We start from the raw sequence: 16,920 nt of genomic DNA on the forward strand, positions 1-16,920 counted from the left end.
AGATTCAGTACTAAAAAAACAGGGTGTTCATTCACCCTGTTTTATAATTTTAATACATCTTTTGACTTCAACTATTTTGCACTCACCAACAATCTTAGTTATTATTCAGATCCTGATCTAGCAATTTTAATAAAATCTAATCTCCCTATGTTAGGCAATAATTTATTATATGAATACTCAACTATATATGTTTTATCTTCTAATATCAAATTATATTCATTTTCTGTACACCTTAGTTTCATATCTCCATTATAAATATAATATTTCCCATTTTCTTCATATTTTTTTATGTTTTCTGCAAGCCAGCTACCTCTCACACCGTTAAAAAACCATATAAAATAACATCCCATTATTAATACTGCTGTGATTCCCAATATTTTTTTTCTAGTTAATCTTATAGGAACTTTATTTATCCAGCATCTTATTATCAAAATAATATAAAATACAACTAATAAAGGAACAAAGAATATTTCAATATTTACAGGTATAGCTATTAACTCTACTATAGCTAGCGGAATATCATTTCTAATAATAGCTTTGTCAAGACAAACCATACTTACAAAGGCTATGAATGCATTAATAAGCAGCCATCTTCCAATCTTATCTCGTTCTTCTCCTAAATCTTTTTTTACCTCTTTTCTTTCTATCATCAACATCCCCACTCATATAATACTTTTTACATACTTCGCTTCCCTCAACTAAATCACTCTTCTTGACTTTGAATTCTTATATTCCTTAACGACTTTCATATTCTTTTGAAACTACCTTAAGAGCCTCTTCTACAGCCCAATATTGATATTCAAGACGCATACTATCCTTAAGCTCTTCTTTATCTTTCCAAACTAACTTATGATCCAATTCACTTTTCAAACCAGTGTCCTCTTCAAAGTCAATTAAATAAAAAGAACCAACTAATTTTAAGTATTTTTTAGGTTTCCATGCGTAACCATATTCAATGCCCTTACAAATAAACTCCTTTATCTTTATTTCAAATCCAGTTTCTTCTATCATTTCTCTTCTTAGACATTCTTCTTCTGTTTCATCATTTTCTATACCTCCACCTGGCATTAAATCGCCATGGGGCATTTGTATTACTGCCACTTGGTCTAGTTCATTGATAGCTATTCCATAAACTCCTTTTCTTTCTTCATATGAGATTCCCTCTAATATTTCCCCGAATATACGCATTAAAATCTCCCTTTCTTTATAATTATTTTAATTGACTCAATCCGCATACATTATAATTACATTAATTCCATTATACTACAACCAAAGCTGGTTATTAATAAAAAATAAACCAGAGTAAACTTATTCACCCTGGTCTTCATTTAATATTTCTAAAAACACATCTACAATATCTGGTGCAAATTGTGTTCCTCTATTATTTTTCAGTTCTTTTATTCCTTGTTCTTTTGTAATTTTCATTTTATAAGTTCTATCCGATGTCATAGCGTGCCATGAATCTGCTACAGAAATTATTTGAGATATCAAAGGGATTTCTTCCCCCTTTAACCCCACTGGATATCCTTTGCCATCCCATCGTTCATGATGTAATAAAACATATTTTGAAACATCTTTTAAGGAATCCGCCTTAGATAATATATTGTAACCCATTTGTGTATGTTCCTTAACATGCTCATATTCTTCTTTAGTCAATTTACCACTTTTATTCAAAATACTATGTGGTATTATTATTTTACCAATGTCATGCATAGTTGCTGCCCAATAAAGATCGTTCAACTGTCTATCATCAAAGTTTAAACGCTTTCCTATTTCAAGCGAATATAAGGCAACAGTTTCAGAATGTCCTTTTGTATATTCATCATGAAGCTCTAAAGCTGAAATGAATGAATGTACTATATCCCCTTGTTCTATATTTCTTTGGTCATTCACCTTTTTAACCTTATAAAAACCATTAATCAGTTGTTGAAATGCTTTTATATTACGAATACTTTCATCACTAAATTCAACATCTTTATCCTTTGTTATGTCTAAACTCAAACCTCCACAAAAAGTATCCTCATTAGATATACCTACAATAATTGATTGTTTTAATTCAACACTCTTATCAGTATACTCCTTATATTGCTCAGGGGTAATTTTTCTCTTAAGACTTGATTCAGGTGAGTTTTTAATTTTTATATCATTAAACTTATATTCAAATTTACTCTCACTTATTTTAAAGCTCCCCAATAATTCCATATCAAATCCTATTGCATCTATAAATCTTACTATTCCATTTTCAACTATATAAGCACTACCTGCATTACATTCTTTTACTAACTGGAAGGCAATTTTGAATGTTTCACTTAAAAACACTTCATCATCTATATATCTATTCTCCAGTATTTTAGTTGACAGTATAAAAAGGTCATTTCTCCCTTTCAGCACTCTTTCCATTTCTTTATTACTTTCTATTAAATCACTGCTTAATCTATTGATTTTATTATAATCTGCTTTAATCAACCGATAAAGTATAATAGCTGTAAAAAAAACAAAAAACCAGCCTTTATACGTTTGAATAGTACTATATATTTCTTTATCAGTTACAATCATACTTAAAATACGATCAGAGAATAATATCCATAAACAACCTATTATAGCGTAAATACTCGCAATTTTTATAGGAGATTTTAAAACATTAATATTTTTCACATCATCTTTCTCCATATTTTCCTTTATTATGCTCCTCAATTTATATCCCCCTAATAATACTAGATTAACACTCTATTGTATCTCAATAAAATAAACAATACTCCCTCTTCATTAATTCACACTTTCAGCATTTCATTAATTTCAACACTTATTTTTATATTTCGACATATGTTTACGAAATTCCTTCACTAATTTACTTTTTGTTACAGGATATTTTAGATAGTTCTATGGTTATAGATTTGTACTTTAAAACTCAAAAAAACAGCTTAAAAATGATACTATTTTATCATCTTCAAGCTATTTATGAAATTATTTAGCTTCTTCTATTGCTCTTAAGAATTTATTAACTCTCTCTTTATACCATTCATGATCTTTACTAATTTCCTCTTCAGTAATATTAAAATATTTATGACTAATTTGTTGTTCAGTAGAATATGTATTATCAAATGTAACATCAAAATACCCAAACTTATCATTTAACTTTACAACATTCCACATGTGTCCTTCCACACCTGAATTTCCTGAAACACTATAAGATTCTATACCTACTTTTCTTAATAATATATTTAAACTATCAGCAAACCCACCGCATATACCTTTATCTTTTAAAAGTATTCCATATGCTGTTCTTGAATCAAAATCTACCTTTCCGTCATTTGAATAATACTCCATATCATAATCTGCATTATTAATAATATAATCATATACAGTTTTAACTTTCTCTATATCAGTCATATTAGGAGTAATAATCTCTCTTATTATTTCATCTGCTTTATCATTAAGCTCTTTTACAAAACCTATTGCTTTATCTTTTGAATCTTCATAATACTGTATTGTTACTAAGGTATAGTCATTGTTACATATAAAAAACACATATGGAGAAACTAAACTCTGCAGCCCTTCATATATAATATCAACATCAAGATTTTTCATATATATATATACTGAATCTTCACCAATCTTCTCAGCCAATGCTTCTCTTAATTCCATCACATTTGCAGCTTCTACTGTTTTTTCTGGAAGTACTTTTATTCTTAACGCGCCTGAATATATCTTACTATTATCTTCTTTTGAAATAATACTAATATTAATTTCTGTTTCCCCAGCTTTTAATGTATCCACAGTCCCATCTTTGCTTATGTTTATAATGGTATTATCCTGTGGTATATATTTAACATCATATTTTTTAGATTTATTTCCTAATAAGTCTATTTTAGCATTATCCCCCATTTTTAAAATTCTCTTATTTAACACAGTAGCCACTTCTTTATTATTTTTAGGCATAAAAATATCACTGTTTTTTTCAAAATAATAATAATATATTTTTAAATTCAATTGTTTTTTTTCTTTATCACATACTGTTTCAATTCTTTCAACTACATTTAATTCTGGATGATCATAAATCAAAGCATTCTTAATGTTATCAATAATATAAAGAGCATCTATATATATATCCATACTAAACTCATTAATATTCTCATACTCTGATATATCAAAATTTACAATACTGCTTCTTTCCTTAATTGTATCTAATAAAGAATTATAAATATCTTTTTCTTTTTTAACTAAGATAGTATTATTTTCTTTTGATAAATCTATTTCCACCTGTACATCAGCTTTTGAATCCTTTTCATTATTATTTTGATTAATATTTTCTTTCTGTTCTACTGATTGATTGGTATTTTTATTTATAGATGTATTTGTAATATCTCTTGCTCCACATCCTACTAATCCTAAAACAAATATACATGCTAAAACAATACTTTTTGATTTCTTCATATTTCGTCTCCTTTTAGTCCCACGTTCAGTTTCTTCTTCAAATTCTCAACTCACTAATTTATTATTTCAATTAAAATAAATCTTTTTATTCCAGTTCATGATACCCATAATAGTATTTCATTTACAGTATTGAAATCTTACCCTATACTATTATAATTACAATCACCATATTATCAACAGCTCTAGACATTAATTTACAATAACTTCAAAATTTAGACACAACTCATCATCTAAAAATTCTAAAAGGAACAGTCTCAAAATGATACCACTTTCTCATTTTGAGATTATTCCATTTAATATTTTCTCATTTTGAGAAATTCAATCTTACTTTAAACTTATATCAATAATATTTTCCTTTATTAAAAAAAAGAATAAAAAATAAACTTAAAATATTACTCCTCTTCTTTACCTGATATTAAAGGAAACTCAACATACTTTACATAGTAATTATTTTAAAAATCAAATTAAAAATAAAAAAATACTCCTTTTAATAATTTTGGCATGGTAATTGCTTATATTATTTGTAACAAGAAGAGGGAGTGATTTCATGAATATAGGAAATCTTATTATTGATACTTTAAAAGAAGAAGTAGTTCCAGCAATGGGATGTACAGAACCAGTTGCAGTTGCATTGGCGTGTGCAAAAGTTAAAGAGTTAATAGATTTTAATACAATTAATAATATAGAAGTTTTAGTTGGCCCTAATATATATAAAAATGGATTAGCAGTTGGAATCCCAAATACAAATGAAGTAGGACTTTACATATCAGCAGCCCTAGGAATAACAGGCGGGAAAAGCGAAAAAGACTTAAGAGTATTAGAAGGTCTTACTGAAGAGGATGTTAAACTTGCAAATGATTTATTAGACAGTGGGAAACTATCATTAGATATAAAAGATACAAAAGAAAAAATATATATTGAAGCAAAGATTGATACAGACAAAGGATCTGCTAAAGTAATTATCCAAGGAAGACACAATAAATTTGTGTTTATCGAAAAACAAGGACAAGTACTATTAGATTCACAAGAGGAAAGTGTACAAAGCACAAATTCAAAAAATACTTTATACACTATGAAGATTTCTGATATTATAAAAGAAATAGAAAAAATTCCACACCAAGATATTTCTTTTATGTTAGATGGTTTAGAGATGAATGAAAAAGTATCTCAATGTGGTTTAAATGAAAGAAAAGGTATGGGAGTTGGATACAGCTTTAAAGAAAATATTGAAAAAGGAATTCTATCTAGCGATTTAGCTAATACCGCTATGATGATGACAGCAGCTGCTTCAGATGCTAGAATGTCTGGAATTTGTTTATCTGTTATGAGTAGTAATGGAAGTGGAAATAATGGATTAACTGCTATTTTACCTATAGCAGCTTACAGAAAAAAATTCAATGTAGATGATGAAAGATTAGCTAAAGCTTTAGCTATAAGTCACATTATGAATAGTTATACTAAGAGTTATATAGGTAGATTATCTGCTTTATGTGCTTGTGGTGTTGCAGCTGGAACAGGAGCTGGTGTAGCAATAGCTTGGTTAATGGGTGCAAATGAAAAACAAATAGATGGTGTTATAAAAAATATGATTGCCAACACTAGTGGAATGATCTGTGATGGTGCAAAAGTAGGATGTGCATTAAAACTTTCAACTTCTGCTTCTTCTGCTGTACAATCTGCACTTTTAGCTATGAACGATTGTATAGTTCCTGCAAGAAATGGAATTGTTGCTGAAACTGCTGAAGATACAATAAAGAATTTAAAAACTTTATCTGTTGAAGGAATGGGAAATGCTGATAGTTGCATTTTAAAGATCATGAAGCAAATGCAAGCTCAAGCACATGCGTAACACGCTAAAAACAAATGTAGAATTGAGAATGTAGAATGGAGAATGATGGATGCTTCTGCATATGCAGAAGCTACATTTATCTAGGGATAAACTATTGTATTTAAAATTCAAGTGATCTTTATTTATACATGGAGAGGAATAAATTATGAACTTAAGTAAAATTGTATCAAGTGTTCAAAACATTTCAGAAGCTATATCAAGTGTACTTAAGATTGATGTAACTGTTGTTGATGATTGTCTTAATAGAATAGCAGGTACAGGCCGTTATAAGCAATGTATCGGAGAGCCAGTTAGCAAAAATTCTGTGTTCAGCTTTGCTTTATGCAAAGGTGAAAGCTTTATTATTGAAAATCCTGGTGAACATACTGTATGTTTAAAATGTGAAGCATTGAAAACCTGTAGTGAACGTGCAGAAGTTTGTTGTCCAATTAAAGTGGGTAATCGTGCTATTGGGGCTATTGGGCTTATTGCTTTTGAAGAAGAACAACGAAATGCAATTATTAATGATAAAGAAAATCTAATAGGATTTTTAAATAGAATGGCCGATTTAATTTCTTCCAAATTATTAGAGCAAGAGAATACTGATAAAATTAAGCTTTTAGTAAAGAATTTAGAGACTGTTATAGACTCTGTAGACAAAGGAATCATTTCAGTTGATACAGAAGGAAGAGTCTCTAGCTTTAATAAAAAAGCTCTTGAATTATTCCATATAAACGAAGATGAAATCTTAAATATGAATATTAAAGCTTTCATTGAAAATATAAATTTAAATACTTTGATGGGACACACTAATGGAGTAAAAAAACAGACAATTCACCTATAAAAAAAATCACCATCATTTCAGAGGTGTTTTTGATGCAAATCCTATTAAAGTTGATAATAAAACCTTTGGTTTAGTATTTACCTTCAGTAATATCTCTGAAGTATTAAACACAGTAAATAAAATTACAACTGGTACAATTATTACAGGCTTTGATAGCATTATTGGTGAAAGTCAATGTTTAAAACAGGTAAAAGCCGAAGCAGAAAAAGCTTCTAATTCAACCTCTACAGTATTGATTCAAGGAGAAAGTGGAACAGGAAAGGAACTCTTTGCAAGGGCTATTCATTTTCACAGTGATAGATTCTGTGGTCCCTTTATTCCAATAAACTGTGCAGCTATTCCAGAACAATTACTGGAAAGTGAACTTTTTGGTTATGAAGAAGGTGCATTTACAGGAGCACGACGTGGCGGTAAAGCTGGAAAATTTGAATTAGCCAATAAGGGTACAATTTTTCTAGATGAAATTGGCGATTTACCACTTCACCTTCAAGCTAAACTTTTAAGAGTTGTACAGGAAAATGTTATTGAAAAAGTTGGTGGAAAAGATTATATCCCAATTGATGTTAGAATTATCGCAGCTACTCATAAAGATTTAGAGAAAAAAGCTTTTGAGGGTGAATTTAGACAGGATCTTTTTTATAGATTAAATGTTATTCCTGTAAACATTCCATCATTAAGAGAAAGAAAAGAAGACATTGTGATTTTAGTGCAATATCTATTAAATAAATGCAATAAAAAGTTAGGTAAAAACATTAAGGAGATATCTCCTTGCGCCTTAGATATACTTAAAAATTATCAGTGGCCAGGTAATGTTAGAGAACTTGAAAATACTATTGAATACGCTGTTAACATGTGTAGAAGCAGTGAAATCCAAGTTATAGATCTCCCTAATCGTTTGAAAAACGTATGTAAATCATTAAACGAAACAAAATTTGAAGGCATCACAGCTATCAAAGATTTAGAAAGAAGAGAGATTGAAAAAGCAATCAAATATTTTGGAAGCTCTAAACAAGCTATTACCAAAGCAGCTGAATCTTTAGGTATTGGTAGAGCTACTTTGTATAGAAAGATTAAAGAATACGAAATAAATCAATAAAAAAGCCCTGAAGGGCTTTTTTTAGTTGAGAGTTGAGAATTGAAAGTTGAGAACGTTGGATGATTCTGACTTAGGTCAGAATCTACATTTTATTGTTTTTTATAACAAGATTTCTTTACTCATTTTATCTGGGATAAAATATTGTATTTTAAATACAATGTTTCATTGCAAATGAAACGAGTAAATCTGTTTGTAGTCCAAAGAAAAATATGATAATAATTTCTCGACGAGAAATATCATTGGTTGTCAATTCTGAACTCACAACTTTCAACTTTATTTTAATACTTGATGTTTTTATAATATAAGGAATATTTTATTGAACATAGTTAAAAATAAGTATATGATAAATTTAATATTCTTGGAGATATTTATTCTTGCCTGAGATTTACACTTGTTTTAGAATGAGCGAATATCAAATTCGTGAAGCAGTTAGAAATGGCGTAAAAACTGTTGAAGCAGTAGGCAAAGCAACATCAGCCGGCACTGGATGTGGAACTTGCTTTCAAGAAATCCAAAGGATAATTGACGAAGAAACAAAGTAACATTAAAGACCCTGTAAGCAACTATTCATTTGTTTATAGGGTCTTTAATTTTTATACTCAGGGTATTTAATCATTCTTTAACTTGTTGAATTAATTAACTTTCTTTATATGTATATTCTAAAAGTCCACCTTTATAAAAGTGGACTTTTGTTATGAGATTTCAATTATTTAAATCGGCTCACAAAAAATTATTATCGAACCATCTATAGTTGTAACATTACAAGTTCTTCCGCCCCATGGTTGCTCTTATATCTCTGTAATTTCATTTAAGCTATCATTTATATCTAATGTCCAAATATATGGATATCCTTGAGGAAATAATACTTTAAATACTTCCTCAACTTCATCATTTAAGTATTGTATTTTATCTTTATAATACTCTATAGATTTATATCCCGTATAAATTGAAGTAAGCACACTCATAGGAATTTTAACTTTTATTCCTATAGTATCTGTTATTTTTATAACTCCTTCTTTTATTTCCAAAGTAGCTATTTCTTTTTCAGTTACTATAGTATAATTAGCACTTATCCTATTAAACTTAGATTCTTTCAATCTCTCTTGCAATAACCCTGATATCCCCATTAAAGCATTTTTAAGATCTAGAATCTTATACATTTCCCCCCATGTACCATGAAATATTTCATTGTTACACCTGAAGGTTCCCCCTTTTTTGTAAATGTACTTTGCAAAACTATTATTTAGCGGGCACCTTACTCCTACTTTGTTATAGTTTTTATCATTTGTAATTTCATATATCTTTAAGCATAAACTTTCTGCTGCTGTTTCATTTCGCATTGCTACTTCTTTAATAATTAACTGGCTATCTTCTTTTTTTATCCATGCATAACCCATCAAGTCTTCTCCACTTGATACAACATACCAATAAGAGTCTCTATCTAAAGCTTTCTCTTCTATCATGTATTTTAAATATTCTACACTTCTTACTTCTGAACCGAAGTTGTAAGCTGTTTCTTTATCAAATATCTCTATTATTTTCTCTAATAACTTATTACTAAACTCACTTACATTTTCTACTGAATACTCGCTTTTACAGTTCTTTATCAGTTCTTTATCAATATTTACATAATTATAAAAATAGGCTGGCACAGCGTATTCAAATCCATATTGTTGATAAAAATTAGGAATACCTATTAATCTACATAAAAATATTCCCTCCTCTTTCATCTTCTTAAAAGAATACTCCATCAATTTACTGCAGTAACCTTTTCCTCTGTAATCCTGATGAGTACCCACTATATCGAACTCTCCAACCTTGATTTTATTTTTCCCTATCCTTTGATTTTTCTTTGTTACAACAACAGAAGAAATAATTTGATTGCACTCTTCTATATAAAAACAATCCTCTTCAATCTTACTAAATGGATTTTTATATAATAGTTTATCTAACTCTTCTTCTAATCTTTGATTTCCATGAACCAACTTATTAAATATCAAATACCTTTCTTTATCTGTTTGTTTTAATGATTTAATCTTCACTTTTTATACTCCCCTTTCTATTTTCTTAAGTTAGAAATAATTAGAGTATGTTAAAAGTAATACTACTATGTAGAATCTAAATAAAAAAGCTGTAAGTAAACTAATTCACTTACAGCTTATATCCATAAACATAATTATAAATAGTCTTAAATTATATGGACATAAAGCAAATAGTTTTACTAATTAATATATCTAAAAATTTCATGCTTAATAGACCCTTTATAGGTCCTTAAAATAATCAATTTTTTAATTAGTTTTAACTATCTGTGTATTAAGTCCACCTTTCATAATAAAATAAAAAATTCTTATATTTATATTTTAACATTAATTGTATTTATGTCAATATCTTCATATTCTTTAAATTTCTTTAAAAATTCTACTTTTTCATTAAAATCAATCCAACTATACATAAACAAATACCAATTATATTAACTACTGATAAATGCTCCTTAAAAATATATATCCCTATTCCTACTAATACTAATGTTGAAATTGTAGTTGAAAAAAGAGGTGCTACATTAATATTCCAACCGTTTCTATATGCAAGAAGAAATCCCGTTTCTATTCCAAATACAGCTATTCCAAGGATATAGCTTGGCCAACTTAATTCCTTAAATGCCCCAACTATATTTTTACTTGGAAAAAGAAATATTGAGCCTATAGAAACAATTAATGCAACTAAATATGTTGCAGTCATAGACACCATTGGATTTATATTTTCATTTATAAATTTTTGCCCTATATGATACATTGCTGAGCAAATAATTACTAACAATATTGAAAAATAATACATTTTAAGTTCCCTTTCTAAGATTATTAATATATAATTCTATTTTTGATATTACTAATATTTATTTTCGTTACTACCTTTATAAGTGAACTCTTTCATCTCTGTTCAAAGGTATAGTGATTTATTCTCTCTACTTTAATATTTATTCTTTAGACAGTAATTATTTTTGCAATTTATTCTATAAATAAAATTATAAACAAAGAAATATATTTATTCACAACTTTAGATTATAACTAATTATTAATAAATAATAAAGAAAAAAAGACTTCTACTTTGTAAAAGTTTTTTATAATTTCATCTAAATTCTTAATTAAATTTCTTTGTAACTTTTGCTTAATTCACATATTATTGACATTTATCCTTTTTTCTTGTATTATAAATTTTTGTTATATAAATAAATATTTTAACATGGGAGGAAATATGCAATACACAACTTATGAAGTAGAAGAAGCAAAACAAGCCTTTAAAAAAATTAAACTTAAAACTCAAATTATGACAATACCACTTAAATTATGTATTATCATATTTTTTGTAGTTCGTATATTGATTAAAGAAGAATTTACAAACTTTATTGAAACTACACGTTTTTATGGTATTCGTTTAGACGTAGTTTTTTTTACCTTTTCTATTCTAATGCTTATAATCGCATTAATTTCAACTTTTGTATGGAAATGTCCTCATTGCGGTAAGCGTTTTGGTAAAGAGAGAAGATTTAAACATTGTATGCATTGTGGAATTGAACTACAGGATTAATTGTCAAAAACAAAAACTACTCAAGTTACCTTGAGCAGTTTTTACTTCCTTTCTAACAAAACCCCTTATAAATAGAATTTAATCATTACTATGTGAACTACCCTCCACTTACTTCATTGAAGTGGGGGCTTCTTGGTCAATACTCCCAATGGAGCAAGTTTACCCAAGCTTACAAGGTCGCACCGACCTTAGTTATTACCAAAACTATATAGCTAGTTTCAGTAGATTTTTACTTGCATTTATATCTCTATCATGCTTCGCATTACAGTTAGGACAAATCCACTCTCTGAGCCCTAAGTTTTTCACTTCTTTGTTTTTATAACCACATTCAGAACATAATTGACTACTAGCATAATTCGATGGTGCTATAACTATCTTTTTGTCATTCCATTCTGCCTTATATTCTAACATTCTTCTAAACTCAAACCATGATACCTCACCTATTGCCTTTGATAGCTTATCATTCTTCATCATATTCTTTACTTTTAAGTTTTCTATAACTATTGTTTGGTTTTCACAGATTAGTTTAGTAGATAACTTGTGTAAAAAATCTTTTCTTTGATTGGTAATCTTCTCATGGAGTCTTGCGACTTTTAATCTAGCTTTATATCTGTTATTACTTCCTTTTTTCTTTCTTGATAAGTCCTTTTGTAGTTTTTTAAGTCTTTTTTCTGATTTTCTTAACCATTTAGGATTGTCATATCTATCACCATTAGAGCATATAGCAAACTCTTTCAAACCAACATCAACACCTATTTTTTTTTCTACTTTTGGCAACTTTATATTTTCAGTATCAACCAATATTGAAACATAGTATTTATTACTTGGTGTTTTTGTTATAGTACAACTCTTTATTAATCCAGTGAATTGTCTATGAAATTTTATTTTAATCATAGATTTCAATTTAGGAATCTTAATATATCCATATTCAATACATACAGTTCCGTTTTGATTATTAGTTGTGTAACTGTGATAATTACTTTTCTTACTTTTGAACTTAGAAAATCCTACGGATTTATCCCTAAAGAAATTTTTATAAGCTTGATTCAAGTTTAATTGGGCATTGGCTAAAGCTAAACTATCAACTTCTTTTAACCAAGGGAATTCTTTTTTATATTGTGCAGGAGTTGGATATTTCACTTTTTTTATGTCTAGATCTTTGTTTTCTTCATAAGATTTTATCCTATCAGCTAACATTTTATTGTATATGAATCTAGTACAACCAAATGTTTTAGCCAAATATAATCTTTGCTCTGAATTAGGATAGATTCTATATTTATAAGCTTTTAACAACTCCCTCACCTCACTTTTTACCTTGATTTTGAATATATTTCTTTATTACTTCTCTTCTCTACTTTATAACTAATACAAGATGATAATGCAATAAGAACACTGAATGATTATTTGTATCTAATTTCAAAATTATCACCCATTTCTATTATTAACTACTGATTATATTTTAATGCAAAAATAATAGAATCAAGTTATTTTTACACATTCATCTCCCACTTGTAGAAGATGGGAGACTTCTGCTAGTTACGTTAAAAGACATCTCCCAAGATATACTCCACTAGCAGCTGCCTGAGCTAAGGAATAAGTTACTCCTGAACAATCTCCTATAACATATAAACCTTTCTCTTTAGTCTCAAAATATTCATTTATACTAATCTCAGGTTCATAAAATTTCACATCCACTCCATATAATAAAGTATCCTTATGAATTTCTTCTTCTATTAATTTTTCTATTGATTCAAAAATTTTTAATGCACCCTTTATATAAATACCAGGAATCTCATTATATAAATTTCCTCCATCCCCTTTCAAAGTAGGTTCAATACTATTTTTAACAAGTTGCTCTTTTGTGGATGCTCTATTTTTCAATAAATCCTCAAGTCTTTGAATCACAATTCTTTCTTTTCCTTTATTTATAGATTCTATTATACTTCTAGCATACTCCTTTGCTTCATTAGAAGAAGAGAAATATTTAGGTACAAAAATAGTGAAATTCAAATTATTACTAGGGTTATGTGTTTCAAGAAAATTTTGACCATCTGCCATTACTAACCCTTCTTGATATTTTTTTATGACTTTCCCTTTAGGATTCATACAGTAAGTTGTTGCTTCAAAGTCCTCTTCCTTATAACTTATCTTTGTTTCAAAAGACTTCTTACGGATTTCATCAAGTTGATCACCCTTCATTTCAACTCTTACCCCTAAATCAACTCTAGTTCTATACTGTTTAATATTAAAATACTTACAATACCCAAGAAATCTCTCTCCTCCGCTTATACCTGTGGCTAAAACAACTTCCTTAGACTGAAAAATCTTATCTTTACTCTTTAAGCTAAATACATTATTGATTTTAGATATAGAGCTTATGTCTGACTCAAATTCAAAATCAATCTTCTCCTCAAGATATAAATACATCTTATTTAAAATTTCATAAGATAAAGTAGTTCCTAAGTGTCTTACTTTTGTAGTTAATATACTGCAATTATTTTTTTCTGCCATTCTAGTAAGTTCTTCATTTTCAGTACTATATAACTCTACTTTTTCCCCACCAAATGAACATAAGATTTTATCAACATACTTCATTAAATCTATTGCCTTTTCATTCCCTATGTTTTTACCTAAATTGCCACCAAAGTCATTAGTATAGTTATATTTCCCCTCAGATCTACCCATGCCCCCAAAACCTTGAGTCTTACTGCAAATTTTACAATCAACACATTTTTTATTAGCCTCACTTTCAATTGGACATATTCTATCTATAAATTTCTTTCCTTTTTCTATCATAAGTATTTTTAATTTTCTTTCAGTCTGCAATAATGTATATGCAAGAAAAATACCACTAACCCCTGCCCCTACTATAGTTATGTCATACATTTATATTATCCTTTCTTAAAACATACTTTTATAATTAAATTTATAATATCAAACTCTATAATACTACTTCAAGTGCGAAAAACCACGACATTTCTATCGTGGTCTTTTAGACTATTCAAACATATCATATTGAAAAACTACTGATACCCTAGATTTAAACTCTACATTTCCTAATTGTATAGGCGTAGAAGAATCCATTACTGCCAATTTTGACATTTCAAAATATCTTACAGCCCTATCAATTTCCTTTTCATTTACTCTCAATGGAATTTTATTTATTTTAACTCCTATGGTTCTTGCAACTACTTCACCTTTTTTTCTTGCATTTATAACAGCCTTTTCTAAAGCTTGGTTATAATAAAATTCCGGGTTTGAAACTGTAAATCTTATATAATTAACAACATTTGCTCCACTCTCAGCTGCAACATCTATTACTTCACTAACTTTAGAGAGATCTTTTATTGTAATTTTAAATATATGTTTAACTTCATATCCTCTAAAGATTTTTTTCCCATCTTGGTAGTCATACATTGAACTTATTGTATATGTGGAAGTTTCAATTTCCTCTTCCTTTATTCCTATTTTCATCAGATTTTTAAGTACTTGATTTGCTAATTCTGCATTTTCATCTTTAGCATTTTTTACATCTTTATCTTTAGTAACCACACCTAATGAAATAATTGCCTGATTAGGCTTAGCTGTCACAATGCCCTCTCCCCAAGCTTTTATGTTATAATCTTTCTCATTGTTTCTACTCAATCCAAAAGGATTTATTAAATTATGCATTAAATATGCCTCCATTGAAATATTATTACTCTTAATTGTTTTATATATCATAATATTCCTTGTGAAAGTATTGGTTACTTTTTGCTATCTTATCAAAAACACAATTTATCCATCTATTTAATAAAAAAATTCATAGCTGAAGTTGACTCTGATGCTTTTGTAGATGTACTTCCTGTGGTATCAGTTTGGGGTAAAGGTTTAGGTTTTGATAGCTTAATAGATGAATAATAAAAGCAGCTAAATCATTAGCTGCTTTTATTATAAATTATTTCAATTATTGGTTCTCTAATATTAATTCCATCTTATCCATTCTTAAATCCTTAATATCAGGATTCTTATCATTATACCACTTAAATGCCCTTTTCAATCCATCCTTTAAAGTAATAGCAGGCGAATACAAACCATCTTCTTTTAATCTTTCTATATCTAACATATAAGTAACATCTCTAAAAGGGAAGAATTGTCTTGAAATTTTAATATTAAGCTTATCCATGAAAGTTTTACTTACCTTCACAATTTCTATTTTCTTATCAACTGTTTCTATTGCTGCTTCAACAAGGTCATACCAGGATATGATTTGAGGATGGGTAATATTATAAGCTTGTCCAATTGCAGTATCACAGTGTAATGCACTTTCAAAAGTTCTTACTAAATCATCAATATGAATAAATTGAGTTGTAGTGTTACCATCTGGTATAGGAATATCTAATCCTTTAGTTATTCTTTCAAATAAATATGCCTCTCTATATAGGTTATTACCTTCACCATATATATAAGTAGGTCTAAACATTGTACAAGGAAATTTTTCTTTTTCGTATAACTCAAATAGGTAATCTTCTGCTTCTTTTTTATTTAATCCATAAGGTCCCCAATTTTGGTTTTCTCCTCTAGTATAATTCTCTGAAACTATTTCTTCTGATGGTATATATACTGCACCTGAACTACAGAATACATATCTTTTTATACTGCTTCTATCAAGTACAGATATAAGCTTTTTTACATCTTCTTTAGTGTATGCAGAAATATCAAATACAAAATCATAATGCATATTGGCTAAACCTTTTTCTAGATCCTCTGTTGATTTTCTATCACCTGTAATATGATTTCTAATTCCCTCATAGTCAACAAGCTTCACCCCTCTTGTAAAAATATCAACAATATATCCTTGTGATATTAAATATTTAGCCGCTGCTCTTCCCACAAATTCAGTACCACCCATAACTAAAACTTCAGACTTTTTATATACCATTCTACCCCTCCTGATATTAACTTTTTTGAACTCCAAGTGTTTTATTACATATTATTCATTATTTAGTACATATTATATATAACATCTTACGCATTTATTGTCAATATATAACTCATATTTATTATATAGTATGTTATAATATTCAAGCTTTTATCTATCAAAAATCAATTAAATATATACTTGAATTTTTAAAAGGAAAATTTGTTAACTTT

Annotated in this window: 16 protein-coding genes and 1 pseudogene; 6 read left to right on the top strand and 11 right to left on the bottom strand. The window is 28.3% G+C overall.

Translation table 11 applies throughout. The features are described 5' to 3' along the window. Positions 1 to 101 precede the first annotated feature (101 nt). The 4 genes from OW730_RS23920 to OW730_RS23935 form a co-directional block, all read right to left on the bottom strand. Positions 102 to 650 carry a hypothetical protein gene (locus OW730_RS23920; protein ID WP_271226567.1) on the bottom strand — a complete coding sequence of 183 codons (549 nt, stop codon included), beginning with the start codon at positions 648 to 650 and terminating at the stop codon, positions 102 to 104. A gap of 85 nt (positions 651 to 735) precedes the next feature. Continuing rightward, positions 736 to 1,188 carry an NUDIX domain-containing protein gene (locus tag OW730_RS23925; protein ID WP_271226568.1) on the bottom strand — a complete coding sequence of 151 codons (453 nt, stop codon included), beginning with the start codon at positions 1,186 to 1,188 and terminating at the stop codon, positions 736 to 738. A gap of 120 nt (positions 1,189 to 1,308) precedes the next feature. Then, entirely contained in the window at positions 1,309 to 2,694 is a 1,386-nt protein-coding gene (locus tag OW730_RS23930) for an HD-GYP domain-containing protein (protein ID WP_271226569.1), read from the bottom strand. 270 nt (positions 2,695 to 2,964) lie between these two features. Beyond that, entirely contained in the window at positions 2,965 to 4,434 is a 1,470-nt protein-coding gene (locus tag OW730_RS23935) for a transglutaminase domain-containing protein (RefSeq protein ID WP_271226570.1), read from the bottom strand. Positions 4,435 to 4,981: 547 nt separating this feature from the next. On the opposite strand from OW730_RS23935, the gene OW730_RS23940 reads away from it, so the two are divergent. The 4 genes from OW730_RS23940 (at position 4,982) to OW730_RS23955 (ending at position 8,744) form a co-directional block, all read left to right on the top strand. Then, complete coding sequence (locus OW730_RS23940) at positions 4,982 to 6,283, top strand: L-cysteine desulfidase family protein (protein ID WP_271226571.1); 1,302 nt, start codon at positions 4,982 to 4,984, stop codon at positions 6,281 to 6,283. Positions 6,284 to 6,428: 145 nt separating this feature from the next. Continuing rightward, positions 6,429 to 7,106 (top strand): PAS domain-containing protein, encoded by a 678-nt coding sequence (locus OW730_RS23945; protein ID WP_271226572.1) that lies wholly within the window; start codon positions 6,429 to 6,431, stop codon positions 7,104 to 7,106. A gap of 160 nt (positions 7,107 to 7,266) precedes the next feature. Further along, positions 7,267 to 8,202 (top strand): sigma-54 interaction domain-containing protein, encoded by a 936-nt coding sequence (locus tag OW730_RS23950; RefSeq protein ID WP_271229622.1) that lies wholly within the window; start codon positions 7,267 to 7,269, stop codon positions 8,200 to 8,202. Between the two features lie 374 nt (positions 8,203 to 8,576). Continuing rightward, entirely contained in the window at positions 8,577 to 8,744 is a 168-nt protein-coding gene (locus tag OW730_RS23955) for a (2Fe-2S)-binding protein (RefSeq protein ID WP_271226573.1), read from the top strand. Positions 8,745 to 8,990: 246 nt separating this feature from the next. Here OW730_RS23955 and OW730_RS23960 read toward each other — a convergent pair whose 3' ends face one another. Further along, complete coding sequence (locus tag OW730_RS23960; RefSeq protein ID WP_271226574.1) at positions 8,991 to 10,244, bottom strand: GNAT family N-acetyltransferase; 1,254 nt, start codon at positions 10,242 to 10,244, stop codon at positions 8,991 to 8,993. A 376-nt stretch (positions 10,245 to 10,620) separates the two neighbouring features. Continuing rightward, positions 10,621 to 11,019 (bottom strand): EamA family transporter, encoded by a 399-nt coding sequence (locus OW730_RS23965; RefSeq protein WP_271226575.1) that lies wholly within the window; start codon positions 11,017 to 11,019, stop codon positions 10,621 to 10,623. 435 nt (positions 11,020 to 11,454) lie between these two features. Here OW730_RS23965 and OW730_RS23970 point away from each other — a divergent pair, with 435 nt between their 5' ends. Next, positions 11,455 to 11,787, top strand: coding sequence for a hypothetical protein (locus OW730_RS23970; protein ID WP_271226576.1), 333 nt, complete (start codon positions 11,455 to 11,457; stop codon positions 11,785 to 11,787). Positions 11,788 to 11,991: 204 nt separating this feature from the next. Here the strand turns inward: OW730_RS23970 and tnpB are convergent, their stop codons facing one another. The 4 genes and pseudogenes from tnpB to OW730_RS23990 form a co-directional block, all read right to left on the bottom strand. After that, the gene (tnpB, locus tag OW730_RS23975; RefSeq protein ID WP_271229623.1) at positions 11,992 to 13,080 is read right to left on the bottom strand and encodes an IS200/IS605 family element RNA-guided endonuclease TnpB; all 1,089 of its coding nucleotides are present in this window, start codon (positions 13,078 to 13,080) and stop codon (positions 11,992 to 11,994) included. A gap of 61 nt (positions 13,081 to 13,141) precedes the next feature. Further along, positions 13,142 to 13,207 (bottom strand): annotated as a pseudogene (locus tag OW730_RS23980) (IS200/IS605 family transposase); the annotation flags it as partial. 116 nt (positions 13,208 to 13,323) lie between these two features. Then, positions 13,324 to 14,673, bottom strand: a complete 1,350-nt coding sequence (locus tag OW730_RS23985; RefSeq protein WP_271226577.1) for an NAD(P)/FAD-dependent oxidoreductase — start codon at positions 14,671 to 14,673, stop codon at positions 13,324 to 13,326. A gap of 111 nt (positions 14,674 to 14,784) precedes the next feature. Further along, entirely contained in the window at positions 14,785 to 15,459 is a 675-nt protein-coding gene (locus OW730_RS23990; protein WP_271226578.1) for an SIMPL domain-containing protein, read from the bottom strand. An 81-nt stretch (positions 15,460 to 15,540) separates the two neighbouring features. Between OW730_RS23990 and OW730_RS23995 the strand changes: the two genes are divergently transcribed. After that, positions 15,541 to 15,687, top strand: coding sequence for a hypothetical protein (locus OW730_RS23995; RefSeq protein ID WP_271226579.1), 147 nt, complete (start codon positions 15,541 to 15,543; stop codon positions 15,685 to 15,687). 46 nt (positions 15,688 to 15,733) lie between these two features. Here the strand turns inward: OW730_RS23995 and OW730_RS24000 are convergent, their stop codons facing one another. Further along, positions 15,734 to 16,708, bottom strand: a complete 975-nt coding sequence (locus OW730_RS24000; RefSeq protein ID WP_271226580.1) for an NAD-dependent epimerase/dehydratase family protein — start codon at positions 16,706 to 16,708, stop codon at positions 15,734 to 15,736. Positions 16,709 to 16,920: the final 212 nt, after the last annotated feature.

Origin of the sequence: Oceanirhabdus sp. W0125-5 (assembly GCF_027938815.1) — a bacterium.
In the GTDB taxonomy this organism is placed as follows: Bacteria; Bacillota; Clostridia; order Clostridiales; family Clostridiaceae; genus Oceanirhabdus.

Excerpts from the sequence above, each read along its gene's own strand:
- OW730_RS23920 (WP_271226567.1), bottom strand. The coding sequence starts at position 650 with ATGATAGAAAGAAAAGAGGTAAAAAAAGATTTAGGAGAAGAACGAGAT.
- OW730_RS23925 (WP_271226568.1), bottom strand. The coding sequence starts at position 1,188 with ATGCGTATATTCGGGGAAATATTAGAGGGAATCTCATATGAAGAAAGA.
- OW730_RS23935 (WP_271226570.1), bottom strand. The coding sequence starts at position 4,434 with ATGAAGAAATCAAAAAGTATTGTTTTAGCATGTATATTTGTTTTAGGA.
- OW730_RS23940 (WP_271226571.1), top strand. The coding sequence starts at position 4,982 with ATGAATATAGGAAATCTTATTATTGATACTTTAAAAGAAGAAGTAGTT.
- OW730_RS23945 (WP_271226572.1), top strand. The coding sequence starts at position 6,429 with ATGAACTTAAGTAAAATTGTATCAAGTGTTCAAAACATTTCAGAAGCT.
- OW730_RS23970 (WP_271226576.1), top strand. The coding sequence starts at position 11,455 with ATGCAATACACAACTTATGAAGTAGAAGAAGCAAAACAAGCCTTTAAA.
- OW730_RS23985 (WP_271226577.1), bottom strand. The coding sequence starts at position 14,673 with ATGTATGACATAACTATAGTAGGGGCAGGGGTTAGTGGTATTTTTCTT.
- OW730_RS23990 (WP_271226578.1), bottom strand. The coding sequence starts at position 15,459 with ATGCATAATTTAATAAATCCTTTTGGATTGAGTAGAAACAATGAGAAA.
- OW730_RS24000 (WP_271226580.1), bottom strand. The coding sequence starts at position 16,708 with ATGGTATATAAAAAGTCTGAAGTTTTAGTTATGGGTGGTACTGAATTT.